General features: G+C 70.5%; 26 protein-coding genes. 18 read left to right on the plus strand and 8 right to left on the minus strand.

Translation table 11 applies throughout. The annotated features are described in order from the left end of the window. The first annotated feature begins 30 nt into the window (after window positions 1-30). The 4 genes from FB381_RS11215 to FB381_RS11230 all read left to right on the plus strand — a co-directional run bounded on the left by FB381_RS11215 (window position 31) and on the right by FB381_RS11230 (window position 5,425). The gene (locus FB381_RS11215) at window positions 31-2,820 is read left to right on the plus strand and encodes a DEAD/DEAH box helicase (RefSeq protein WP_141780368.1); all 2,790 of its coding nucleotides are present in this window, start codon (window positions 31-33) and stop codon (window positions 2,818-2,820) included. Window positions 2,821-2,867: 47 nt separating this feature from the next. Beyond that, window positions 2,868-3,989, plus strand: coding sequence for a ferrochelatase (locus FB381_RS11220; RefSeq protein ID WP_141780369.1), 1,122 nt, complete (start codon window positions 2,868-2,870; stop codon window positions 3,987-3,989). A gap of 22 nt (window positions 3,990-4,011) precedes the next feature. Further along, window positions 4,012-4,869: an inositol monophosphatase family protein gene (locus FB381_RS11225; protein WP_141780370.1), complete on the plus strand. Its 858-nt coding sequence runs from the start codon at window positions 4,012-4,014 to the stop codon at window positions 4,867-4,869. A 265-nt stretch (window positions 4,870-5,134) separates the two neighbouring features. Then, complete coding sequence (locus tag FB381_RS11230; protein WP_141780371.1) at window positions 5,135-5,425, plus strand: DUF4193 domain-containing protein; 291 nt, start codon at window positions 5,135-5,137, stop codon at window positions 5,423-5,425. A 158-nt stretch (window positions 5,426-5,583) separates the two neighbouring features. Here FB381_RS11230 and FB381_RS11235 read toward each other — a convergent pair whose 3' ends face one another. Beyond that, window positions 5,584-5,889 carry a DUF4235 domain-containing protein gene (locus tag FB381_RS11235; protein WP_141780372.1) on the minus strand — a complete coding sequence of 102 codons (306 nt, stop codon included), beginning with the start codon at window positions 5,887-5,889 and terminating at the stop codon, window positions 5,584-5,586. A 35-nt stretch (window positions 5,890-5,924) separates the two neighbouring features. Further along, complete coding sequence (locus tag FB381_RS11240) at window positions 5,925-6,383, minus strand: DUF3093 domain-containing protein (protein WP_141780373.1); 459 nt, start codon at window positions 6,381-6,383, stop codon at window positions 5,925-5,927. Between the two features lie 74 nt (window positions 6,384-6,457). On the opposite strand from FB381_RS11240, the gene dut reads away from it, so the two are divergent. The 6 genes from dut (at window position 6,458) to FB381_RS11270 (ending at window position 10,932) form a co-directional block, all read left to right on the plus strand. Continuing rightward, on the plus strand, window positions 6,458-6,910 hold the full coding sequence (dut, locus tag FB381_RS11245) for a dUTP diphosphatase (protein WP_211352393.1): 453 nt from the start codon (window positions 6,458-6,460) through the stop codon (window positions 6,908-6,910). 54 nt (window positions 6,911-6,964) lie between these two features. Then, window positions 6,965-7,627 carry a DUF3710 domain-containing protein gene (locus FB381_RS11250; RefSeq protein WP_141780375.1) on the plus strand — a complete coding sequence of 221 codons (663 nt, stop codon included), beginning with the start codon at window positions 6,965-6,967 and terminating at the stop codon, window positions 7,625-7,627. Window positions 7,628-7,637: 10 nt separating this feature from the next. Further along, the gene (locus FB381_RS11255; protein ID WP_141780376.1) at window positions 7,638-8,009 is read left to right on the plus strand and encodes an OB-fold nucleic acid binding domain-containing protein; all 372 of its coding nucleotides are present in this window, start codon (window positions 7,638-7,640) and stop codon (window positions 8,007-8,009) included. 11 nt (window positions 8,010-8,020) lie between these two features. Beyond that, complete coding sequence (locus FB381_RS11260) at window positions 8,021-8,800, plus strand: DUF3159 domain-containing protein (protein ID WP_246088064.1); 780 nt, start codon at window positions 8,021-8,023, stop codon at window positions 8,798-8,800. Window positions 8,801-8,817: 17 nt separating this feature from the next. Beyond that, the gene (locus FB381_RS11265; RefSeq protein WP_246088065.1) at window positions 8,818-9,321 is read left to right on the plus strand and encodes a cell division protein FtsQ; all 504 of its coding nucleotides are present in this window, start codon (window positions 8,818-8,820) and stop codon (window positions 9,319-9,321) included. 78 nt (window positions 9,322-9,399) lie between these two features. Next, window positions 9,400-10,932 (plus strand): PepSY-associated TM helix domain-containing protein, encoded by a 1,533-nt coding sequence (locus tag FB381_RS11270; RefSeq protein WP_141780378.1) that lies wholly within the window; start codon window positions 9,400-9,402, stop codon window positions 10,930-10,932. Window positions 10,933-10,965: 33 nt separating this feature from the next. Here FB381_RS11270 and FB381_RS11275 read toward each other — a convergent pair whose 3' ends face one another. Next, window positions 10,966-11,376 (minus strand): Fur family transcriptional regulator, encoded by a 411-nt coding sequence (locus FB381_RS11275; protein WP_141780379.1) that lies wholly within the window; start codon window positions 11,374-11,376, stop codon window positions 10,966-10,968. A gap of 92 nt (window positions 11,377-11,468) precedes the next feature. Here FB381_RS11275 and rpmB point away from each other — a divergent pair, with 92 nt between their 5' ends. After that, window positions 11,469-11,705, plus strand: coding sequence for a 50S ribosomal protein L28 (rpmB, locus tag FB381_RS11280; protein ID WP_141780380.1), 237 nt, complete (start codon window positions 11,469-11,471; stop codon window positions 11,703-11,705). Further along, a complete protein-coding gene (gene rpsN, locus FB381_RS11285) occupies window positions 11,705-12,010 on the plus strand; it encodes a 30S ribosomal protein S14 (protein WP_141780381.1) in 306 nt (101 codons plus the stop codon). The genes rpmB and rpsN overlap by 1 nt, the downstream gene beginning before the upstream one ends. Before the next feature lie 55 nt (window positions 12,011-12,065). On the opposite strand, the gene FB381_RS11290 is transcribed toward rpsN, so the two are convergent. Continuing rightward, complete coding sequence (locus tag FB381_RS11290) at window positions 12,066-13,691, minus strand: bifunctional NAD(P)/FAD-dependent oxidoreductase/class I SAM-dependent methyltransferase (RefSeq protein WP_141780382.1); 1,626 nt, start codon at window positions 13,689-13,691, stop codon at window positions 12,066-12,068. A 72-nt stretch (window positions 13,692-13,763) separates the two neighbouring features. Here FB381_RS11290 and FB381_RS11295 point away from each other — a divergent pair, with 72 nt between their 5' ends. The 6 genes from FB381_RS11295 (at window position 13,764) to ykgO (ending at window position 16,376) form a co-directional block, all read left to right on the plus strand. Next, window positions 13,764-14,321, plus strand: coding sequence for a helix-turn-helix domain-containing protein (locus tag FB381_RS11295; RefSeq protein ID WP_141780383.1), 558 nt, complete (start codon window positions 13,764-13,766; stop codon window positions 14,319-14,321). A 79-nt stretch (window positions 14,322-14,400) separates the two neighbouring features. Continuing rightward, the gene (locus FB381_RS11300) at window positions 14,401-14,664 is read left to right on the plus strand and encodes a type B 50S ribosomal protein L31 (protein WP_141780384.1); all 264 of its coding nucleotides are present in this window, start codon (window positions 14,401-14,403) and stop codon (window positions 14,662-14,664) included. Continuing rightward, window positions 14,661-15,773: a GTP-binding protein gene (locus tag FB381_RS11305; RefSeq protein WP_141780385.1), complete on the plus strand. Its 1,113-nt coding sequence runs from the start codon at window positions 14,661-14,663 to the stop codon at window positions 15,771-15,773. Before FB381_RS11300 ends, FB381_RS11305 begins: the two co-directional genes overlap by 4 nt. A 37-nt stretch (window positions 15,774-15,810) precedes the next feature. Continuing rightward, the gene (gene rpmF / locus FB381_RS11310; RefSeq protein WP_141780386.1) at window positions 15,811-15,987 is read left to right on the plus strand and encodes a 50S ribosomal protein L32; all 177 of its coding nucleotides are present in this window, start codon (window positions 15,811-15,813) and stop codon (window positions 15,985-15,987) included. Window positions 15,988-16,011: 24 nt separating this feature from the next. Beyond that, window positions 16,012-16,248 carry a 30S ribosomal protein S18 gene (gene rpsR, locus FB381_RS11315; protein WP_141780387.1) on the plus strand — a complete coding sequence of 79 codons (237 nt, stop codon included), beginning with the start codon at window positions 16,012-16,014 and terminating at the stop codon, window positions 16,246-16,248. 5 nt (window positions 16,249-16,253) lie between these two features. Continuing rightward, complete coding sequence (ykgO, locus tag FB381_RS11320) at window positions 16,254-16,376, plus strand: type B 50S ribosomal protein L36 (protein WP_141780388.1); 123 nt, start codon at window positions 16,254-16,256, stop codon at window positions 16,374-16,376. A 76-nt stretch (window positions 16,377-16,452) separates the two neighbouring features. Here ykgO and FB381_RS11325 read toward each other — a convergent pair whose 3' ends face one another. The 4 genes from FB381_RS11325 to FB381_RS11340 all read right to left on the minus strand — a co-directional run bounded on the left by FB381_RS11325 (window position 16,453) and on the right by FB381_RS11340 (window position 21,118). Continuing rightward, on the minus strand, window positions 16,453-16,731 hold the full coding sequence (locus tag FB381_RS11325) for an HU family DNA-binding protein (RefSeq protein ID WP_141780389.1): 279 nt from the start codon (window positions 16,729-16,731) through the stop codon (window positions 16,453-16,455). An 89-nt stretch (window positions 16,732-16,820) separates the two neighbouring features. Then, entirely contained in the window at window positions 16,821-18,596 is a 1,776-nt protein-coding gene (locus FB381_RS11330) for an ABC transporter ATP-binding protein (protein WP_141780390.1), read from the minus strand. After that, window positions 18,593-20,365, minus strand: coding sequence for an ABC transporter ATP-binding protein (locus FB381_RS11335; RefSeq protein WP_141780391.1), 1,773 nt, complete (start codon window positions 20,363-20,365; stop codon window positions 18,593-18,595). The genes FB381_RS11330 and FB381_RS11335 overlap by 4 nt, the downstream gene beginning before the upstream one ends. 93 nt (window positions 20,366-20,458) lie before the next feature. After that, window positions 20,459-21,118: an isochorismatase family protein gene (locus FB381_RS11340; protein ID WP_141780392.1), complete on the minus strand. Its 660-nt coding sequence runs from the start codon at window positions 21,116-21,118 to the stop codon at window positions 20,459-20,461. Window positions 21,119-21,133 lie beyond the last annotated feature (15 nt).

Consider the following 21,133-nt stretch of genomic DNA (forward strand, 5'->3'; position numbering starts at 1 on the left):
GCGCCACGGCCACCCCGTAGGCTCGTGCGCATGGACGCCTCGCCAGCGGAGAAGTACGCCTCGTACCAGCGCGACAAGGACCATCCGGTCTTCCGCGACTTCGCCTCGCTCTACGACTTCGGCCTCGACGACTTCCAGACCGAGGCGTGCAAGGAGATCGAGGACGGCAAAGGCGTCCTGGTCGCCGCACCGACCGGGTCGGGCAAGACGATCGTGGGCGAGTTCGCCATCCACCTGGCGCTGGCCACCGGTCGCAAGGCGTTCTACACCACGCCGATCAAGGCGCTCTCCAACCAGAAGTTCAACGACCTGGTGCGGCGCTACGGCGCCGAGAAGGTCGGCCTGCTGACCGGCGACAACGTCGTCAACGGCGAGGCGCCGATCGTGGTGATGACCACCGAGGTGCTGCGCAACATGCTCTACGCGGGCTCGCGCACCCTGAGGGGTCTCGGTTTCGTGGTGATGGACGAGGTGCACTACCTCGCCGACCGCTCGCGCGGCGCGGTGTGGGAAGAGGTGATCATCCACCTGCCCGAGTCGGTCTCGGTCGTCTCGCTGAGCGCGACCGTCTCCAACGCCGAGGAGTTCGGCGAGTGGCTCACCACCGTGCGCGGCGAGACCACCACGATCATCGAGGAGAAGCGGCCGGTGCCGCTCTACCAGCACGTGATGGCCGGGCGCCGGATCATGGACCTGTTCGCCTCCTCCGACGTCGACGCGGCCGCCGGGTTCGTCAAGGAAGGCGCCCCGGTCAACGGCGAGCTGATGAAGCTGGCGCGCGATGACTGGGCTGCCGGACGGATGACGGACCGGCGTACGCCCAAGGACAAGCGCAAGGGGCGAAACTCGGGCGGCAACCGGCGCGTGGGCAACGGGCGGCGGGTCTGGATCCCGAGCCGGGTCGAGGTGATCTCCGCACTCCAGCGCGACAACCTGCTGCCCGCGATCAACTTCGTCTTCTCCCGGGTCGGCTGCGACGCCGCGGTGCAGCAGTGCATCCAGGCCAACCTCCGGCTCAACACCCCCGACGAGCGCGACGAGATCATCGACTTCGTCGAGGAGGCCTGCGCCGACCTGCCCGACGAGGACCGGCACGTGCTCGGCTACCACGACTGGCTCGACGGGCTCACGCGCGGAGTGGCCGCCCACCATGCCGGGCTGCTGCCCGCGTTCAAGACCGTCGTGGAAGAGCTGTTCCTGCGTGGCCTGGTCAAGGCTGTCTTCGCCACCGAGACCCTCGCGCTCGGCATCAACATGCCGGCACGCACGGTGGTCATCGAGAAGCTCTCGAAGTGGAACGGCGAGGCCCACGTCAACCTCTCCCCGGGCGAATACACCCAGCTCGTCGGTCGCGCGGGCCGGCGCGGCCTCGACGTCGAGGGTCACGGGGTGGTGCTGTGGCAGCAGGGGCTCAACCCGCGCGAGCTCGCCGGTCTGGCATCGACGCGTACGTATCCGCTGCGAAGCAGCTTCAAGCCGTCCTACAACATGGCGGTCAACCTGGTGCACCAGTTCGGCCGGGCGCGCTCACGCGAGCTGCTGGAGCAGTCCTTCGCCCAGTTCCAGGCCGACAAGGCCGTCGTGGGACTGGCCCGGCAGGTGCGCAAGGCGGAGGACGCGCTGGAGGGCTATCAGGAGGCGGCGACCTGCGAGAAGGGCGACTTCATGGCGTACGCCGCGATCCGCCGCAAGATCTCCGACATCGAGAAGTCGTCCTCCCGCGAGCGGCGAGCCGACCGGCGCGAGGAGATCATCGAGTCGCTCTCGAAGCTGAAGGTCGGTGACGTCATCGACGTGCCGACCGGCAAGTTCGCCGGTTATGCCGTGGTCGTCGACCCGGGCTTCGACCCCGACGGGCCGCGCCCCTACGTGGTCACCAAGGACCGGCAGGCCAGGCGGCTGGCGATGATGGACTTCAACGTGCCGATCGCGGCCCAGACCCGGCTCCGGGTGCCGAAGTCGTTCAACGGCCGCAACCCGCAGATGCGCCGTGACATGGCCTCGCGGCTGCGCGAGAAGACGCTCGACCTGCGGCCGGTGCCGTACGAAGGCTCGCCCACCGCGCGCAAGGAGCGGAAGAGCTCGGTAGAGACCCAGATCTCCGAGCTGCGCCGTGAGATGAAGATGCATCCGTGCCACGACTGCCCCGACCGCGAGGACCACGCGCGCTGGGCGGAGCGCTGGTTCAAGCTCTCGCGTGACACCGACACGCTGCGTCGCCGGGTGGAGGCGCGTACGAACACGGTCGCGCGCACCTTCGACCGGGTCTGCGAGGTGCTGGTCGCACTCGACTACCTCGACGGTGAGAAGGTCACCGAGCGCGGCACCCACCTGATGCGGCTCTACTCCGAGATGGACCTGGTTGCCGCCGAGGCGCTCCGCGAAGGCCTCTGGGACGACCTCACCCCCTCCGAGCTCGCCGCGGCCCTCTCGGTGCTCGTCTACGAGGCCCGGCGCGCCGACGACGCCGCCGCGCCCCGCCTGCCGGGCGGCCGGGTCAAGGACGTCATCGCCGAGACCGTACGCCTGTGGGGTCAGCTCGACGCCCTCGAGCGCGACCACAAGCTCGACTTCCTGCGCCAGCCCGACCTCGGGTTCGCCTGGGCGGCCTACCGCTGGGCCGAGGGCGACGAGCTCGACGACGTGCTCGGCGAGGTCGAGCTCGCCGCCGGCGACTTCGTCCGCTGGGTCAAACAGCTCATCGACCTGTGCGGCCAGGTCGCCGACGCCGCCGGCGACGTGCCCCTGCGCCGCACCGCCCACCAGACGATGGACCTGATCAAGCGCGGCGTCGTCGTCTACTCCTCGGTGGTGGAGTAGGAGGAGCCGCTCAGCGGCGTCTCAGCCCGGTGAAATATCATGGGCGGGTGGATGTCTCTCCCTACGATGCGCTGCTGTTCGTCTCCTTCGGCGGGCCGGAGAAGCCCGACGACGTGGTGCCTTTCCTCGAGAACGTCACCCGGGGGCGAGGGATCCCGCGGGAGCGTCTGGTCGAGGTGGGGCAGCACTACTTCGACCGGGGTGGCAAGTCACCGATCAACGACCAGAACCGTGCCTTCCTGGCGGCGCTGCGCAGCGATCTGGCCGCGAGCGGCGTCGACCTGCCGGTCTACTGGGGCAACCGCAACTGGGACCCCTACCTGAGCGATGCGGTCGCCCAGATGCGCGCCGACGGGGTCGAGCGGGCAGCGGTCTTCGCCACCAGCGCCTACTCCTCCTACTCCTCGTGCCGGCAGTATCGGGAGAACCTCTTCGAGGCCTGCGAGCGGTCGGGGGCCGTCGAGGATGCTCCGGTGCTCGACAAGCTGCGCCACTACTACAACCACCCGGGCTTCGTGGAGCCGGTCGTCGACGGCGTGCTCGCCTCGATCGCCGACCTTCCCGAAGCCGAGCGCGACGGGGCGCGGATCCTCTTCGTGACCCACTCGATCCCGACCGCGATGAACGAGGCCGCCGGCCCCGACGGCGGGGCGTACGTCGCCCAGCACCTCGACGTCGCCGACGTGATCGCCCAGCGGGTCGCGGCCGAGCGCGGCGTCACCCACGAGTGGGACCTCGTCTACTGCAGCCGCTCCGGCGCACCGCACATCCCCTGGCTCGAGCCGGACGTCAACGACCACCTCGAGGAGCTGGCCGCCAAGGCCCCTGAGGACGGCGGGGGCAGCGCCGTGGTGATGTGCCCGGTCGGGTTCGTCTCCGACCACATGGAGGTCGTCTACGACCTCGACACCGAGGCGATGGCCACCGCCGAGAAGCTCGGCATCCAGGCGCGCCGCAGCCCGACGGCGGGGGAGGCCCCGCGCTTCGTGGCTGCCGTACGCGACCTGGTGGTCGAGCGCGCCGCCGTCGAGCGCGGCGAGGCGACGGAGCGTGCGGTGGTGGGCAGCCGCGGGCCCGGCCCCGACCGCTGCCCGGCCGGCTGCTGCTTCAACCAGCGCTCCCAGCTGCCGACGCTCGCCGGGGCCGACTCGCCCCAGTACTCCGAGTGAGCGGCCACGTAGGGTCGAGGCCATGACGGACAAGGTGGCGCCCAAGCCCGGAGACCTGCTCGCTCTCGCCGTGGCGACCGCACGCACAGCCGCCGAGCTGGTGCGCGAGCGGGCGGCCGGCGTGGTCACGGTGGCCGCGACCAAGTCGAGCGCCACCGACGTCGTCACCGAGTCCGATCGCGACACGGAGGCGCTGATCCGGAGGCTGATCACCACGGAGCGTCCCGACGACGGCTTCTTCGGTGAGGAGGGGTCCGGCGAGGGCGAGAGCACCACCGGCTCCAGCGGCGTGCGCTGGATCGTCGACCCGATCGACGGCACCGTCAACTTCCTCTACGGCCTGCCGAGCTATGCGGTCTCGATCGCCGCCGAGTACGACGGCGAGATTGTCGCCGGCGCGGTCGTCGACGTGCCTCGCGGCACCCTCTATGCCGCCTTCCGCCAGCCCGACGGCTCGGTGGCGGCGGTCAAGGACGGCGAGCCAGTCGGCGTACGTCTGCCGGCCGATCTCGCGCAGCGGCTGGTCGCCACCGGCTTCTCCTATGACGCCGGGCTCCGCAAGGTGCAGGCGGAGGCGCTGGTGCGGCTGCTGCCGGTCGTACGTGACGTTCGTCGCATCGGGTCGGCGGCCCTCGACATCTGCGCGGTGGCCTCGGGAAACATCGATGGCTACCTCGAGGAGGGTGTGCACCTGTGGGACCACGCCGCCGCGTGTCTGGTGGCCGAAGGTGCCGGGGCTCGCTGGGAGGCCACGACCGGTGCGGGCGGGCGGCGCTTCGTGCTGGTGGCCCCCGCTCATGGATTCGACTCGCTGCGGGAAGCGGCTGTTCAGGCCGGTTTTCTGCCAGTTGACTCGCTCCCGGGTGTCGCACCCGACTGATTGCCGCCGGTTGCTGTAGATCTATGACCGATCAGCGGCCGGGAAGGCCCCGGACACCGCTGGTCACAGCCGCGTTCACCCACCCGAAACTCTTCGCACATCTGCTCCCGTGATAGGGAATACCGCCAGATGGATGAGCGTTTCGGCGACGCGGTTCCGATTGAGTGTGCGAAATGGACGCTGATGGTGCACAATCACGGGCCGTGCCGCTGCCCTCGGGGGCGCGCGGGGGGACTGAAGATGAGTGAGAAGGGGAGTGGCGCATATGGCGACGGACTACGACGCACCGCGTAAGAATGAAGAAGACCAGTCCGAGGAGAGCATCGAAGAGCTCAAGGCTCGGCGTCATGACAAGAACTCGGGCAAGGTCGACGAGGACGAGACCGAAGCGGCTGAGTCGTTCGAGCTCCCCGGGGCCGACCTCAGTCACGAGGAGCTCGCGGTCGAGGTCAAGCCCAAGCAGGAGGACGAGTTCACCTGCATGAGCTGCTTCCTGGTCCACCACCGCAGTCAGCTCGCTGACGAGAAGAAGATGATCTGCTTTGACTGTGCGTAGCACAGTCAAAAGCCGCCGAGTCGGCGCGTTTGTATAACTTGCGCTAGCAAGCGCTCTGTACAAACGCGCCGACTCGGCGGAGCCCGGCGCAAGCCGAGAGACAGAGTGAAGGCCGCACGGGACATCCCGTGCGGCCTTCACTCTATCTCAGGAGCGGTTCAGCTCTCGTCCTTCTCCAGCTGCTTCGGCAACCGGCCGGCCGACTTCACGAAGTAGTTGGCGGCCCGACGCTGGGCGAACATCCGCGCGATCGCGACGGTTGCGCCCGTAGCAGCCGACCACAGCACGGCCTCGGCGAGGCGTACGTCCGGGTCGGCGGGGTTGGCCGGTGGCTTGCGTCCCGTGGACGCCTTCCAGCCGGAGGTGAGGACCTTGTTGGTGACCTTCGCGGCGCCGAGTCCGGTGACCAGGGCCATGATCGCCCAGACCTTGTCACCTTTGTCGGCATTGGTGGACTTGGACATGGGTCGAGCCTAGAGCATTCGCGATTGGTTGCTGCTCAGAGACTCGCGCGCAGCGCGTTGACCCGCTTCGCGAGCGCCACCGGGTGGCGGGTGAAGAGGAGCCAGTAGGGAGTGGGGTCGGCAGGGTCCTCGATGGTGACCCGCACGGCGCGCTTGAGGTAGGGGCGCAGGAGCAGATAGGCCCTGGCGTCGGCGTCGCGGCCCGCGAGGTGGTGCGACTCGGTCTCCTCGAGCGCGACCGCCTCGCCCAGGAACCTCGCCTCGATACGGGCCGGGCCGGCGCGCAGCACGCCGTCGGCGATCGTGATCCGGGCGTTGCCGTAGACGATCATCGCGAGCGCGAACAGCCCTACGGTCGAGGCGGTGATGCCCCAGGCGAGGGCGGGCGGAACCCACAAGATGACCGCGATCCACAAAGTCGCCAGGAACATGACTCCCTGGACCCACCACCTCAGCGGCACGGTCAGTCGTTCCTCATACGCCGGGGTGCTCACGATTCGGGAGTTTTTCACGCTCGTCAAGTGAGTCACGAATCGGGTGAGTTCCGAAGGGCTCTAAGGTGCGGGATGTGTCTGATCTAGAAGTAGCCCTGGTGCGCCTGGATGCGGAGCTGCCGCCGCCGGCGTACGCCCGTCCGGGGGATGCCGGCGCCGACCTGCACACGACGGTCGACGTGACCCTGAAGCCGGGGGAGCGTGCCCTGGTGCCGACGGGCATCGCGATGGCCCTGCCGGTCGGCTACGTGGGTCTGGTGCACCCGCGCTCCGGGCTCGCGGCCAAGCACGGGCTCTCCATCGTGAACGCTCCCGGCACCGTCGACGCCGGCTACCGCGGCGAGGTGAAGGTGGCGCTGATCAACCTCGACCCGACCGAGGCCATCGAGCTGCGCCGCGGCGACCGGGTCGCCCAGCTCGTGATCCAGCGTGTCGAGCAGGCTCGTTTCGTCGAGGTGAGCCAATTACCCGACTCGGTTCGAGGCGCGGGGGGATACGGTTCTACCGGGGGCTTCGCCAACCGCTGAGAGGTCAGTGTTAGATAAGTCTCCCCGCAGCTCCTCACCGCAACCTGAAAGCAGATGGTCGTGAAGTTCCGTCGCAAGTCCACGCCCTCCCACCGGGGAGAGGCCTCTGCATCGGTCGGAGACGGGTTCACCGATGCCACCCGGGCCACCCCGGCGGCGCCCGCCGTCGGCCCGTTCGACATCGACTCCGCCCCCGACGGCCTGATCGGTGACGACTGGGTCGACCTCGGGTCGATGATGCTCGCGCCAGCCCCCGGCAAGGAGCTGCGCCTGCAGGTCGACGAGCAGACCGGCCAGATCGCGGCCGTGATGCTCACCGCGGAAGACGGCGCGATGGAGCTGCGCGCCTTCGCCGCGCCCCGCGACGCCGACATGTGGAACGAGTCGCTGCCGATGCTGCGTGAAGACGTGCAGCAACGAGGCGGCGCCACCGCCGACCTGCAGGGTCCGTGGGGCACCGAGCTGATCACCCAGATGAAGGTCAAGCTCGAGGACGGCCAGCCTGCCGTGCAGCAGACCCGCCTCATCGGCGTCAACGGGCCGCGCTGGATGCTGCGCGCAACCCTGCTCGGCCGCCCTGCGATGGAGCCGGACGCCGGCAAGGAGTGGGAGCGCATCCTCGAGCAGGTCGTCGTGCGCCGTGGTCAGGAGGCCAAGCCCAAGGGCGAGGCGCTCGAGGTGAAGCTTCCCCCCAACGCTCGCCGCGTCGAGAAGTAGTCGATCCGCGATGTCCAAAGGCAGGTTGCGCGCGAAGCTCAGCGAGTGGGCGAACACCGCCTCGATCGACGCGAGCGAGATCCGGGCCGCCTACGTCGCCAAGGACGTCGCCTCGATCGCCGAGGCGCCCGACCGGGAGCAGGTGAGGCTGCGTGGCACGCTGCGTACGATCACGCTGCGGCCACGGGGTGGCGTCCCGGCTCTGGAGGCCGAGCTCTTCGACGGCTCCGGCACGCTGACCATCATCTGGCTGGGCCGCCGGCGGATCGCCGGCATCAACCCGGGCCGGTCCCTGCAGGTGCAGGGGCGCATCGGCCGCAACGACGGCCAACGAATCCTGTTCAACCCCCGCTACGAGCTGATACCGGACCCCAACGAGTGAGCCAACCACACGTGAGCGCTGCTTCTGAGAACCCCGCATCCGAGGGGCCGGCCGCCGAGGGCGACCAGGCTCCTCACGACCAGACCCCTCACGACCGCAACCACCCGAGCGTCGACACGGTCGAGGCGGTCGTGCGCCGTCAGATGTCGGCCGGTCTCGGCGGCGTACGCGGCATGGCGGAGGCCGGCGTGCCCGGGCTGGTCTTCACGATCGCCTGGCTCGTCACCAAGGATCTCAAGGTCGCGCTGATCGCCTCCGCCGCGACGGCGGTCCTCTTCCTGGTCGCCCGGCTCGTGCAGCGCTCGACCATGCAGTACGTCGGCAACGCGATCTTCGGCATCCTCATCGGCTTCGCTGTGGTGCGGCTGACCCAGTCGATGGGCGGCTCGGCCGAGGAGCAGGCGCTGGCCTACTTCCTGCCCGGCATCCTGATCAGCATCGGCTACACGGTGGTCGTCGGTGGGCTGTGCCTGATCGGTTGGCCGATCTTCGGCTTCTTCATCGGCGTCGCCAGCGGCGATCCGCTCGCCTGGCACCAGGACAAGCAGATCGTGCGGCTGTGCTCACGGCTGACCTGGCTCTTCCTGGCGCCCGGAGCGATCGGCGCGGCCATCCAGGGGCCGATCTGGTTCCTGGCCTGGAGCGGCGCCATCGACCGTGACTGGGCGATCCTCGCCCTCGGCATCCTGCGCACCGCCGTCGGCTGGGCGCTGCGGATCGCCTGCTACGGCACCATGATCTGGCTGCTCGCGCGCAACCACACGCCGGTCGAGCGCCCCCAGGACGCCTGAGCCCGATGGAGCTGCGAGTGGTGAGGCCGACGCGCGGCAGCGTGTGGCTCTCCCTGCTCGCAACCCTGGAGATCACCACCGGTGCGGCGCTGGCCCACCTAGCCGCCGGCGGCGAGCTGCCGAGCGCGGGCTGGTTGGCCGCGGCTGCTCTGGCCGTGTTCGCGACCGGTCTCGTGGTGCTCCAGCGCCGCGTGGGGCTCCTCGGCGGCGCGGTCGCGGCCGGCGTGACCCAGCTGGGCCTGCACGAGGTCTTCGCCGCTCTCGCCGAGCCGACGACGACCCACCAGCATGCCTCCGGTCAGTCCTCGATGCTGCTCGCGCACGGGGCTGCTGCGGTGCTCGCGGTGCTGGCCTGGGTGCTTCACCGCCGGGCGTTCGACGTCGTCACCCGGTGCCTGCCGATCGTGCGCCCCGCGGCGCGCGGCACGCAGCCGGTCATGGTGCGCCACGCCGTGCCGCAGCCCGGGCTGTGGGCGTACGCCCGACCGCGAAGGGGTCCGCCGGCGCTGCTCTGCGCCTGACCCCATCCATCGCACGAGACGACCACCGGCACCGCGCCGGTGGCGCTGCCACGTGCACCCATCTTCGCGAGAGAGCACATGTCCCTACCTACCGACGTCTCGACACGTGTCGACGTCTCCACTGCAACGTCCCCAGCGGCCCCCGCCGGGCTGCACCAGGTCGCCCCGCCCCACGACCGGGCTCAAGACCCGGTCGAGCACCGAGGCCGCACCTGGTGGCCCCTGATCCGGCCGCTGGTGCTGAGAATGCACTTCTACGCCGGCCTGCTGGTCGCTCCGTTCATCCTGGTCGCCTCGGTGACCGGTCTGCTCTACACGCTCGCCCCGCAGGTCGAGCAGGTCGCCTACCACGACCTCACCCATGTGACCCCTGCAGGCCCACGGGTCTCGTACGCCGAGCAGGTCGCCGCCGCCCGGCAGAGCCACCCTGGGGGCGACATCGTCCGTGTCGACGTCCCTCAGGCCGGCGACCGCAGCACGCGGGTGGTCTTCACCGACGAGACTGTCCCTGCCGACTACGACATGTCGGTCTTCGTCAACCCCTACACCGCCACCGTCGAAGGCCAGGTGCGCAGCTTCGGGCAGTGGCTCGGCTTCCGGGCCTGGCTCGACGAGCTGCATCGCAACCTCCACCTGGGTGCTCTCGGACGCAGCTACAGCGAGCTGGCCGCCAGCTGGTTGTGGGTCGTCGCGCTCGGCGGGCTCATGCTGTGGATCGGTCGCCAGACCCGGATCCGCCGGGACCGGGGCGGTGGGCGCCTCGGGTTCGCGAGGCGTCTCGTGACGCCGGACCTGGCGGCAAGGCGCCGCCGCTTGCGGGTGGTGTCGTGGCATGCGGTCATCGGCGTCTGGGCGCTCCTGGGCGTGCTGGCGCTCTCGGTCTCCGGCCTCACCTGGTCGCGGTTCGCGGGTGACCACATCGGCGAGGTGCGTACGGCGCTGTCGTGGTCGGAGCCGACCCCGTCGACCTCGCTGGCACCCGGGGGCGTGGCGGCGGAGCACAGCCACCACGGCGCGCACGGGGGCTCGGCCACCGCGACGGACCCCGACGCCGTCTTCACCGACGGCGCCGGCGTCGACGGGGTGGTCGCCGCTGCGCGCGAGGCGGGGCTGGGCGATCCGCTCTACCTGGTGCCGCCGGCCGACGCGAGCAGCGCTTGGACGGCGGCGGAGAACAAGCGCAGCTGGCCGACCCGCTACGACGCGATCAGTGTCGACCCGGCCGGCGGCGTCGTCGACCGGGTCGACTTCGCCGACTGGCCGCTGATGGCGAAGGTGACCGACTGGGTCATCGGCGCCCACATGGGGATCCTGTTCGGCATCGTCAACCAGGTGGCGCTGGCGATGCTCGCGATCGGTCTGATCGTGGTGACGCTCTACGGCTACCGGATGTGGTGGCTGCGCCGGCCACGCGGCGCCAGTGGTCTCCGGTTCGGCAGGCCGGCACCGCGCGGTGGCCTGCGGCGTCTGCCGTGGCCGGCTCTGGCGGCGCTCGTCACGCTCGCCGCCGTGGTCGGCTGGTTCGTCCCGATGCTGGGGGTCAGCCTGATCGGGTTCGTGCTCGTCGACGCGGCGGTCGGCATCGTGCGTAGACGGCGCCGGGCCGGCTGATCCAGCGCGGGCGCGCCCGGTCAACCGGGCGCGTCAGGCGGCGCAGGAGGTGCAGATGCCGAAGATCTCCACGGTGTGGTTGACGTCGGTGAAGCCGTTCTGCGCCGCCACCTTGTCGGCCCAGGTCTCCACGGCGGGCCCTTCGATCTCGACCGCCTTGCCGCACTGGCGGCACACCAGGTGGTGATGGTGAGTGGTCGAGGCGTCTCCGCACAGACGGTAGGTGGACTCACCGTCGGGCTTGTGGATCACGTCGGCGAGCCCGTCGGCGACGAAGATCTGCAGGTGTCGGTAGACGGTGGAGAGGCCGATCTTCTCGCCGCCGGCCCGCAGCGTCGCGTAGACGTCCTGAGCGCTGCGGAACGTGTCCTCGGAGGCCAGAGCCTCTTTCACCGCGGAGCCCTGGTTGGTCGCGCGACGCTTGACCGGCTGAGTGGTTGCCATGGCTCAGATCGTAGTCGCTCTCGACCCGGTCTCCACTCTCAGCGCGGGCATGCCATACTGGGAATGATTCCGAATAAGAACGAAAGGCTGCCATGTCACGCAGATGTCAGGTGACCGGTGCTGGTCCCAGCTTCGGCAACAACCGCCCCTGGTCGAAGAAGGCGACTCGGCGACGCTGGGACGTGAACCTGCAGAAGAAGACCTACTACGTGCCCAGCCTGGGCCGAAAGCTCACGCTGCGGCTGAGCACGAAGGCGATCAAGCAGATCGACGTACGCGGCATCGACGCCGTCGTCGCCGACATGCGCGCCCGAGGGGAGGTCGTCTGATGGCCAAGAAGTCGAAGATCGCGGCCGAGGCCAAGCGCCGCGAGATCGTGGCGAGGTACGCCGCCCGCCGCGCGGTGATCAAGCAGGAGATCCGCGCGGCGGAGCCGGGCTCGGCCGAGCAGGCCGCGGCCGTACGCGCCCTGTCCCGTCTCCCGCGCGACTCCTCGCCCGTGCGCCTGCGCAACCGCGACCAGGTCGACGGCCGGCCGCGGGGCTACCTGCGCAAGGCAGGCATCTCGCGGATCCGCTTCCGCGAGCTCGCGCACAAGGGGCATCTGCCGGGGATCACCAAGTCGAGCTGGTGAGGGGTGGTCGGGCCCCGGGGCAGAATCCCGCCGTGGAGGAAGCCCCGGGACCGCCTCACCGACGACGCACGAGAACCACCGAGTCCTCCAACGTCGCGGGCTCGCCGGTCGGGCTGGTCACCGGGCGCTGCCGGTGCTCGACCACGACGCTCTCCCAGAGGTCCTCGGAGAGGTCGAGGGCGTCCAGTTCCTCCTTGGCGTCGAGGAAGCGGTGCTCGTGCACGGCGGCATCGGCCCACGACGGCGGCGCTGCGTGGGAGGTGATGAGGAGGTGGCCGCCGGGGTTCACCAGGCGGGCCGCCTCGCGCAGGATGTCGGTGCGGGGCAGCTCGACGGGTGACTGGAAGAAGCTCGCGGTGACCAGGTCGTAGCCGCGAGGTCCGTCGAGCCCGGACAGCCCGGCCAGGTCGGCCGCGACGAACCGCGCCTGCTCTTCGGGCAGGTCGGCCGCCCGAGCGGCCTCGGTCGCGCGGGCGGCGGCGTTGGTGGAGATGTCGATGCCGGTGGCCCGCCATCCTTGCTGGGCGAGCCAGATCACGTCGCCGCCTTCGCCGGAGCCCAGGTCGAGCGCGGTGCCGGGTTGGAGGGTGGCGGCGATGTCGGCCAGGACTGCGTTGACGTTTCCGGACCAGACCTTGTCGCCGGCGTACCTCTCCTCCCAGAACCGGACCGGATCGGCCCGATCGGCCCGATCGGCCCGATCGACCGGCTCGACCGGCTCGACCGGCGCGGCCGTCGCAGCGACGGCCCGGTCGAACTCCTCGGTGACCAGGGCCATGTTGACCACGCTGCCGGCCATGGTGCCGGCGCTCATGCTGATCGGCACGTTGGCCATCGGGTTGGCGACGTTGCCGACCGCCCAGATCCGGTCGCTGCTGGTCTTGCCGGTCGCGTCGACGGCGAGGAAGCTGCCGACGGGGGAGTCGCTGCGCTCCAGGCCGAGGTGGGTCAGGAACCTGTCGTGCGGGCGCAGGGTGCCGGCGGTGAAGATGGCGCCGACCTCGGTCAGCGTGTCGTCGGCGGTGCGTACGGCGGTGACCTGGTCGCCGTCGCCGAGCACCTCGACGACGGGGGAGGGCACCAGCGTGATCCCGCGCGCCAGCAGCCGCTCTTCGTCGGCGGGCTCGAGCGGCCCGAGGCCGGCGGAGAAGACGACGACGTCGTCGCTCCACTGCCGCAGCAGCTGTGCCTGGTGCATGCCCATCGGTGAGGTGGTCAGGATGCCGATACGCCGATCGCGCACCTCCCAGCCGTGGCAGTAGGGGCAGTGCAGCACGGTGGTGCCCCAGCGCTCGGCCAGCCCGGGGACGTCGGGGAGGTCGTCGCTGACCCCGGTTGCCACGATCGCGGTGCGGCCGGTGATCACCTCGCCGCCCTCCAGGAGAACGCTCACCCCGTTGCCGTGCTCGTGCTCGGTCTCGTCGAGGCGCTCCACGCGGCCGCTGCGCGTCTTCACGCCGTACGCCGCCAGCTCCTCGTGGCCCTTGCGCAGCAGCTCGGCGGGGTCGATGCCCTCGTGGCCGAGCACGCCGTGCATGTGTGCGGCGAAGCGGTTGCGGGGCAGGCCGGAGTCGACCACGAGGGTCTTGCGGCGGGCGCGGCCCAGCATGAGGGCGGCGGAGAGACCGGCGGCGCCGCCGCCGATCACGATCGTGTCGAAGTGTTCTGTCTGTTCGCTCATGTCTCCAGTTCAGTGGCACAATGGCGAAACGGCAAGGATTCTTGCAGATATGGCAAATGAGAGGTGAGCCACATGATCGACGAGCTCAAGCAGGTCGGTCCGCGGATCCGGGCGATCCGCCACAGCAGGGGGTGGACGCTCGACGAGCTGGCGAGCCGCGCGGGGATGTCGCCGAGCACGCTCTCCCGCTTGGAGTCGGGCAAGCGTCAGGCGAGCCTCGAGCTGCTCATCCCGCTCACCCGGCATCTCGGGGTGGGGCTCGACAGCCTGGTGACACCCTCGGTGCCCGATCCCAGGGTGCGCAGGCCCGAGATCCGCCGCGACGGCATGGTGATCGCCCCGATGACTCCCGAGGGCTCGCCGATGAACACCTTCAAGATCACCTTCGAGCCGGTCACGGAGGTGCCCGAGCCGCGCGTGCACGACGGCTACGAGTGGCTCTACGTGATCTCCGGCAAGCTGCGCCTGCTCCTGGGTGACCGCGACCTGGTGCTGACTCGCGGGGAGGCGGCCGAGTTCGACACTCGGGTGCCGCACGCGATGTTCGCGACCGGATCGCGACCGGCGCAGGTGCTGAGCATCTTCAACAGCGAGGGCGTGCGCATGCACACCCATACCGCGGAAAGCTGAGCGCGGGCCGATGTGACCAGGTGGCCGATCCCGTGTGTAAGATGAGAATCGTTATCATTAATGACAATGGGAGGTCCCCATGAAACCAGGCATCCACCCCGTCTCCGGGCACGTCGTCTTCCGTGACCGCTCGGCCGACGCGCTCTTCCTGATGCGGTCGACGATCTTCGACCGTGTCACCGACGACCACGAGCGACTGACCTGGACGGACGGCACGTCCTATCCGGTCATCGATGTCGACGTCTCCAGCGCCAGCCACCCGTTCTGGACCGGCCGCGGCCGCGTGGTCGACACCGAGGGCCGTGTCGAACGGTTCAAGCGTCGTTACGGGCGCGGCCGATGATCGCCCCGCGTCCCCGGTCCGCGCGCAACCGCGAGCGGACACCGGTGATCCTGGTCAGCGGCGTGGAGGAGAGCTCGATGCTCTCGGCGACGATCTCGCTCCAGTTCGGCCTCCCCGACACCGTCATCGTGCGCCACGCCATCGACCCCGAGCGCCAGCTGCTCACCCGCATCGTCAGCGACCTCACCGGTGTGATCGAGCACGAGGAGATCGGTCTCGCCCACGCCTGCGTCGCCTGCGCCATCCGTGAGGACATCGTGCCCACCCTGGAGCGCCTCGCCTCCCAGGGCCGCTGGCGCAGCGTCGTGGCCTGCCTCCCGGTCGCCGCCGAGGCGATCCAGGTGTGCCGGGTGCTCGCCTGGGCGCCCCGGATGGCGCCGCACATCACCATCGCGGCCGTCGTCGCGGCCCTCGACGGCACCACCGTCGCCGACGACCTGCTCGGCCCCGACCTTCTCGACGAGCGCGGCCTGGCCACCTCTGAGGACGACCGCCGCGGCGTCGCCGAGGTCGCCGGCGCGATCGTGGAGTACGCCGACGTCGTCTGCCTCACCGAGCCGCCCGAACCCGAGGAGCAGTCGCTGGTCGCGACCCTCGCCCAGCCGCGTACGCCGGTGGTGACCGATCCCTCGCTCCTCGACGCCGCCGGCCTGGTCGCCGGCGTCCACCGCCACCACGCGGTGGAGGCCTGGGTCGCCGAGGTGCGGCGCGAGCCGCTGCCGCCCCTGCCCGAGGGCGGCGCCTGGCGGCTCGACCTGCGCTCGGAACGCCCCATCCACCCGATGCGGTTCCAGGACGAGCTCGAGACCCTCGGCGGCGGTCCACGCCGCTCGCGCGGCTGCTTCTGGGTGCCCACCCGCCCCGACGACATCTGCGTCTGGGACGGGGCCGGCGGTCAGGCGAGCGTCGGCTCGACGATGAAGTGGGGCCGCTCGGCGCGGCTCACCCGCATCGTCGTGATGGGCCTCGACGAGGAGTCTGCGGAGATCTCCGGAGCCTTCGAACGGGCCCTGCTCACCGACACGGAGATCGCCCAGCGCGGCCAGATCTGGGAGGAGTCCTGGGACGGCCTCGAGGACTGGCTGGGCCCCATCGGCCGAGCCGCCTGACCACCACTCGACACGAACCGACACGAAGGAGGCCACCATGGCCGTACCCAAGCGCAAGACCTCGCGCAGCAACACCCGCCACCGGCGCTCGAGCTGGAAGGCGACGCCGGCCGCGCTCGTGCCCGTCACCGTTGACGGGCAGACCTACGACGTGCCGCGCCGCCTCGTCCGCGCGGTCCAGCGCGGCTACGTCGACCCCGCCCGCACCCACTGACCTGATCCATGAGGAGACCCACCCATGCCCGCACGACCCCCGTCACCGCTCCGGAAGCGGCGCAAGCCGCTCCTGGCACCTGATGTGACCTACGTCGACTACAAGGACGTGCAGCTGCTGCGTACGTTCATCTCCGACCGCGGCAAGATCCGCTCCCGCCGCATCACCGGACTCACCCCGCAACAGCAGCGCGCCGTGACCAAGGCGGTCAAGAACGCGCGCGAGGTCGCGCTGCTGCCCTACACCAGCACGAAGGGATGATCCCCATGAAGGTCGTCAACTCCATCCGATCGCTCAAGAACCAGCCCGGCTCCCAGGTCGTACGCCGCCGCGGCCGGGTCTTCGTCATCAACAAGCGCAACCCCCGCCTCAAGGCCCGCCAGGGCTGAACCGCCGACCTGGAGCCAGACATACGAGAAGGGCCGGATCGAACTCGATCCGGCCCTTCTCGTATGTCCAGGGAACTCAGCCCTTAGCGACCCGCTCCTTGAAAGCGGAGCCGGCCTTGAAAGCCGGGCCCTTCGAGGCCGGGATGTTGATCTCGGCGCCGGTCTGCGGGTTGCGGCCGGTGCGAGCCGAGCGCTCGCGCGACTCGAAGGTACCGAAGCCGGGCAGCGTGACCTTGTCGCCGTCAGCGACTGCCGCGCTGATTGCCTCGATAGCGGCGCCCAGAGCGGCCGAGGCCTGCGTCTGGGTGATCTCCGCCTGCTTGGCGATTTCGCTCACCAGGTCGGTGCGGTTCATGCGATCTCCTTAATCGTTGATCCGAGCCGCAAAGGTTGACGAGATGCGGCTCGTCGCCAGCGTAGGCGAGGACTGGGGATGTTCAACGCTCAGGCTCGGCGTGTCCCGCGGCCTGACGCGGTTTTCGGTGTCTCGAGCAGGTGCCACCCCTCTGCTTGCGTACGTTCGCGCCAGAAGTCGAGGTAACGGCCGCCGTGGGCGACGAGCTCGTCGTGGCTGCCGCGCTCCACGATGCGGCCACCGTCGAGCACCACGATCTGGTCGGCGGCGACGACCGTCTGCAGCCGGTGGGCGATGACGATGACCGTGCGGTCGGCGGCCAGGGCGGTCAGCGCCTCCTGCACCGCGGCCTCGTTCTCGGCGTCGAGGGCAGCGGTCGCCTCGTCGAGCAGCACCACCGGGGCGTCCTTCAACAGCGCCCGGGCGATCGAGACCCGCTGCTTCTCGCCACCCGACAACGTGGAGCCGGCCTCGCCGATGCGGGTCTGCCAGCCGTGGGGGAGTCGCTCGACGATGTCGTCGACACGGGCCAGCCTCGCTGCCTCGTGCAGTGCCTCCTCGGACGCGTCGGGCCGCGACATGAGCACGTTGTCGCGCAGGGTGCCCTCGAAGAGGTAGACGTCCTGGAAGACGATCGAGACCCGCCGCATCAGCGCCTCGGTGCCGAGGTCGCGTACGTCGGCACCGCCGAGCATCACCGAGCCCGAGGTGGCGTCGTGGAACCGCGCGACCAGACGCAGCAGGGTGCTCTTGCCGGAGCCCGAGGGCCCGACCACGGCCGTCAGCGAGCGGGGCGGCGCGAGGAGGCTGATCTCGTCGAGCACCCGGGTCGTGCCGTCGTAGGAGAAGCAGACGTCTCGCAGCTCGATGCCGGTGTGGGCAGGCTCGGCCGGGGTGACCGGCTCGGGGAGCGGCTCGACCCGGAGCACGTCGAGCACACGTCGCAACGACCCCTCGGCGATGCGCAGGGCGCTGGAGAGCTCGCCGTAGTCGATCAGCGACTCGACGAACCGCACCGTGAGCACCAGCAGGCCGATCGCGGTGGCCGCGCCGAGCGTGCCGCCGAGAGCGAGATGCACGGCGAGGGCGATCACCACGGTGAGCAGCGCCTGCACGGAGAGCAGCTGGATCCCCAGTCCGCCGAAACCGGTCACCAGCAGCCGCTTGGAGGCCCGCTTCTGGTTCTTCAGCGCTGTCTCGACGAGCTCGTTGCCGTGCACGGTGCGGCCGAAGACCCTCAGCGCCGGCTGGTTGAGCGCGAACTCGACCACCCGCGCCGATCCCTCGGCCATCGCCGCGTCATAGGCGCCCTCACCTCGCCCGACGATCGCCGCCAGGAGCCGGGTGGCGGCCAGCACCGCGGCGACCCCGGCGAGCAGCGCGAGAGCCAGGCGCCACTCCAGGAAGGCCATCGCGACCACCACGGTCACCGGGCTGACGACGGCGGCGATCAACGGCCGCAGGAGATGACCAGGCACCGAGGCGATGTCGGTGGCGCCCTTCGAGGCCAGCCGGGACAGCTGGCCGGTGCGGTCCTGGTCGTACCAGCCCAGGGGCAGCCGGGCGGTGTGCTCCCCGAGCCGGGCAAGGGTGATGTCGAGCAGGTCGCAGGCGAGGCCGTAGCCGTCGAGGTTGCCGAGGGTCAGCGCGACGTGATGGGCCACGAACAGGCACGCCAGCACGCCCAGCCAGGTGGTCGCGGTCTGCCAGTCCTGACGCAGCGCGGCCTCCAGCACCGGCACCACGCAGGCGAAGGCAAGACCCTGCAGCACGCCGGTGGCGACGAACATCGTCACGACCCTGGTCAGCTGCCGGCGGTGTGCGCGGTCCAGGAGGGCAGCGAGCAGACCGACGATGGTGATCACGCGCACTCCTCGTCGGTCGAGCGGCCAGGTTGGCCGGCCGGCCTCACGGCTCGGTCGGCGAGAGCCGTGGGATGAGCGCGCTGGTCGGCGATCCACAGCCGCGCATAGCGCCCCTCGAGGGCGAGCAGGTCGGCGTGGGTGCCGCGCTCGGCGATGCGACCGGACTCGAGCACGACGATCTGATCTGCCGCGGTGACCGTGGAGAGCCGGTGGGCGATCACCAGCAGCGTACGCCCCGCCACGAGCCGCGACAGGGCCCTCTGCACAAGCGCCTCCGACTCGGGGTCCGCGGCCGCGGTGGCCTCGTCGAGCACCAGGATCGGGGTGTCGGAGAGGAGGGCGCGGGCGATCGCGACCCGCTGTCGCTCGCCTCCGGAGAGCTGGGCGTCCTCACCGACCACCGAGTCGTAGGCCCGCGGGAGCTCCGCGACGCGGTCGGCGATCTGCGCGGCCTCGGCCGCCCGGCGTACGTCGGCATCGGTGGCGTCGGGGTGGGCGAGCCGGATGTTGTCCCTGATGGAGGTGCGGAGCAGCCCGGTGTCCTGGAAGACGAAGGAGACCTGCGCGTAGAGCTGCGCGCTGGTCATCTCGCGCAGGTCGACCCCGGCGATGGTGATCCGGCCCTCGGTGGGGTCGGCGAAGCGGGGCAGCAGCTTGGCCAGCGTCGACTTGCCCGACCCGGAGGCACCGACGAGAGCGGTGACGGTGCCGGGCTCGAGGGTGAGGTCGATGTCGTGGAGCACCGGCGCGGCCTCGGGGGAGTAGGCGAAGCAGACGCCGCTGAGGTCGACCCGCGCCGACGACGGGGCTGGTGCGGGCGAGGCCGGCTCGGGGAGCTCGGGCTCCTCGAGGAGCAGCTGGATGCGCCGGGCCGCTCCGGTCGCCTCCCGCAGCTCGCGGGCCGCGTAGCCGGCGACGGTGACCGGCGCCGTCATGGCCAGGCCGAGCACCAGGAACGGCACCAGGTCAGGACCGGTGACCCAGCCCGCCCGGAGCATCCAGACGCCGGCGCTCAGCACCAGCACCAGGGTGAGCGCGGGCGTCAGCGCGAGCTCCATCAGCAGCATCCCGAGCGCGGAGTGACGCATCCAGGCGCGGTTGAAGCCTCCGAAGCGGGTGGCGACCTCGGCGAGACGCCGGTGAGCCTGCCCGGTGGCTCCGAACGTCTTGATCTCCGCGATGCCGCCGGCGTTCTCGACGGTCGCCGCGGCCAGCTCGGCCAGCCCGGCGTCGTAGTCGCGGTAGAGCGCGCCGGCGCCCCGCATCGAGATGCGGAACCCGACCAGGCCGAGCGCGAGCGGCACCAGGGTGACCAGGGCCAGCGGCGGCGAGACGGCGAAGAGATAGACGGCGACCACGGTGGGCAGCGTGATCGCGGCGGTGAGCTCCATGACCGAGTGGGCGACCAGATGGTGCAGCGCCGCGACGTCGTCCTGCACCGCCTTCTTGACCGCGCCCGAGTTGCGCTCGGTGAACCAGGCCAGCGGCACCCGGCCGAGCCGGGAGACCAGTCGGCGGCGCAGGTGGATGGAGAGGTCGAGGTCGGCGACGTGGGAGAGCCAGGAGGAGCCGAGCACCGTCATCAGGCGCACCAGCAGCGCCGCCACGCTCACCCCGACCACCACCCAGGCACGGGTGGCGTCGACCGGGGCGCCGGACCCGGCGGGCAGCAGGATCCGGGCGAGCTCGACGATCCCTACCAGCGGCACCAGCCCGGCGAGCGTCGAGACGACCATCAGCAGCAGGCTGCCGACCAGCCTTCCCCGCACAGGACGAAGCGTCTGGAGGAGGGGGGACCGGCGCAAGTGGTCTCCTGTCGCGATCGTGAGGCAGCGGCGTACGGCGGTGGCGGGTGACCCGATTCAGCCGAAGAGGTTGCCGCTGTCCTGGCCGATGGCCCGCTTGCGGGCGAAGTAGTCGTTGATGATCACGCGGTAGAGGTCGGCGTCGTCACGGGCCCAGTTGCGCATGAGCTCGCATCCCAGCGCGAGCGACGTGATCGGCTGGGCGCCGGCCTGGGTCATGCGCTCGATCGCGGTCCGGTGGGTGACCGCGGAGACACCGCCGACCGCGTCGACGGCGGGGTAGATCTCGTAGCCCTCGGCGAGCATGTCGAGGGTGGGGAAGGCGAGGCAGACCTCCGTCCACAGGCCGGCCATGACGATCTTCTTGCGCCCGGTGGCCTCGATCGCGGCCCGGAAGTCGGCGTCCTCCCAGGAGTTGACGCCGGTGCGGTCGATCTCGGCCACGCCGGGCAGCTCATCGGCGATCGCCGGCACGGTGGGTGCGTTGACGCCCATCCCGACGGCCACGGTGGTCAGGACCGTCGGGATCTCGTACGCGTGGGCGAGCTTGGCCAGCGTGACCGCCCCCAGGTCGATCTCGGCCGGGGTGGCCGAGCCGACGGTGGCGTACTGGCCCTCCTGGAAGTCGATCATCACGATCGCGCAGTTGGCCGGGGTGAGCAGGTGATCGGTCTCGGGGTCGCGGATCGGCTCCGGATCGGTCTTGATCGTCGGCATGACTGGTCCCTCCTG

Source organism: Nocardioides albertanoniae (assembly GCF_006716315.1).
Lineage (GTDB): Bacteria > Actinomycetota > Actinomycetes > Propionibacteriales > Nocardioidaceae > Nocardioides > Nocardioides albertanoniae.

Bases quoted from the DNA above. Each gene is read 5' to 3' on its own strand.
- rpsN (WP_141780381.1), top strand. From the start codon at position 11,705: ATGGCCAAGAAGTCGAAGATCGCGGCCGAGGCCAAGCGCCGCGAGATC.
- rpmB (WP_141780380.1), top strand. From the start codon at position 11,469: ATGTCACGCAGATGTCAGGTGACCGGTGCTGGTCCCAGCTTCGGCAAC.
- FB381_RS11295 (WP_141780383.1), top strand. From the start codon at position 13,764: ATGATCGACGAGCTCAAGCAGGTCGGTCCGCGGATCCGGGCGATCCGC.
- FB381_RS11235 (WP_141780372.1), bottom strand. From the start codon at position 5,889: ATGTCCAAGTCCACCAATGCCGACAAAGGTGACAAGGTCTGGGCGATC.
- FB381_RS11290 (WP_141780382.1), bottom strand. From the start codon at position 13,691: ATGAGCGAACAGACAGAACACTTCGACACGATCGTGATCGGCGGCGGC.
- rpsR (WP_141780387.1), top strand. From the start codon at position 16,012: ATGCCCGCACGACCCCCGTCACCGCTCCGGAAGCGGCGCAAGCCGCTC.
- rpmF (WP_141780386.1), top strand. From the start codon at position 15,811: ATGGCCGTACCCAAGCGCAAGACCTCGCGCAGCAACACCCGCCACCGG.
- FB381_RS11325 (WP_141780389.1), bottom strand. From the start codon at position 16,731: ATGAACCGCACCGACCTGGTGAGCGAAATCGCCAAGCAGGCGGAGATC.
- FB381_RS11230 (WP_141780371.1), top strand. From the start codon at position 5,135: ATGGCGACGGACTACGACGCACCGCGTAAGAATGAAGAAGACCAGTCC.
- FB381_RS11300 (WP_141780384.1), top strand. From the start codon at position 14,401: ATGAAACCAGGCATCCACCCCGTCTCCGGGCACGTCGTCTTCCGTGAC.
- FB381_RS11255 (WP_141780376.1), top strand. From the start codon at position 7,638: ATGTCCAAAGGCAGGTTGCGCGCGAAGCTCAGCGAGTGGGCGAACACC.
- FB381_RS11215 (WP_141780368.1), top strand. From the start codon at position 31: ATGGACGCCTCGCCAGCGGAGAAGTACGCCTCGTACCAGCGCGACAAG.
- FB381_RS11275 (WP_141780379.1), bottom strand. From the start codon at position 11,376: ATGGCAACCACTCAGCCGGTCAAGCGTCGCGCGACCAACCAGGGCTCC.
- ykgO (WP_141780388.1), top strand. From the start codon at position 16,254: ATGAAGGTCGTCAACTCCATCCGATCGCTCAAGAACCAGCCCGGCTCC.
- FB381_RS11305 (WP_141780385.1), top strand. From the start codon at position 14,661: ATGATCGCCCCGCGTCCCCGGTCCGCGCGCAACCGCGAGCGGACACCG.
- FB381_RS11340 (WP_141780392.1), bottom strand. From the start codon at position 21,118: ATGCCGACGATCAAGACCGATCCGGAGCCGATCCGCGACCCCGAGACC.
- FB381_RS11250 (WP_141780375.1), top strand. From the start codon at position 6,965: ATGGTCGTGAAGTTCCGTCGCAAGTCCACGCCCTCCCACCGGGGAGAG.
- FB381_RS11225 (WP_141780370.1), top strand. From the start codon at position 4,012: ATGACGGACAAGGTGGCGCCCAAGCCCGGAGACCTGCTCGCTCTCGCC.
- FB381_RS11270 (WP_141780378.1), top strand. From the start codon at position 9,400: ATGTCCCTACCTACCGACGTCTCGACACGTGTCGACGTCTCCACTGCA.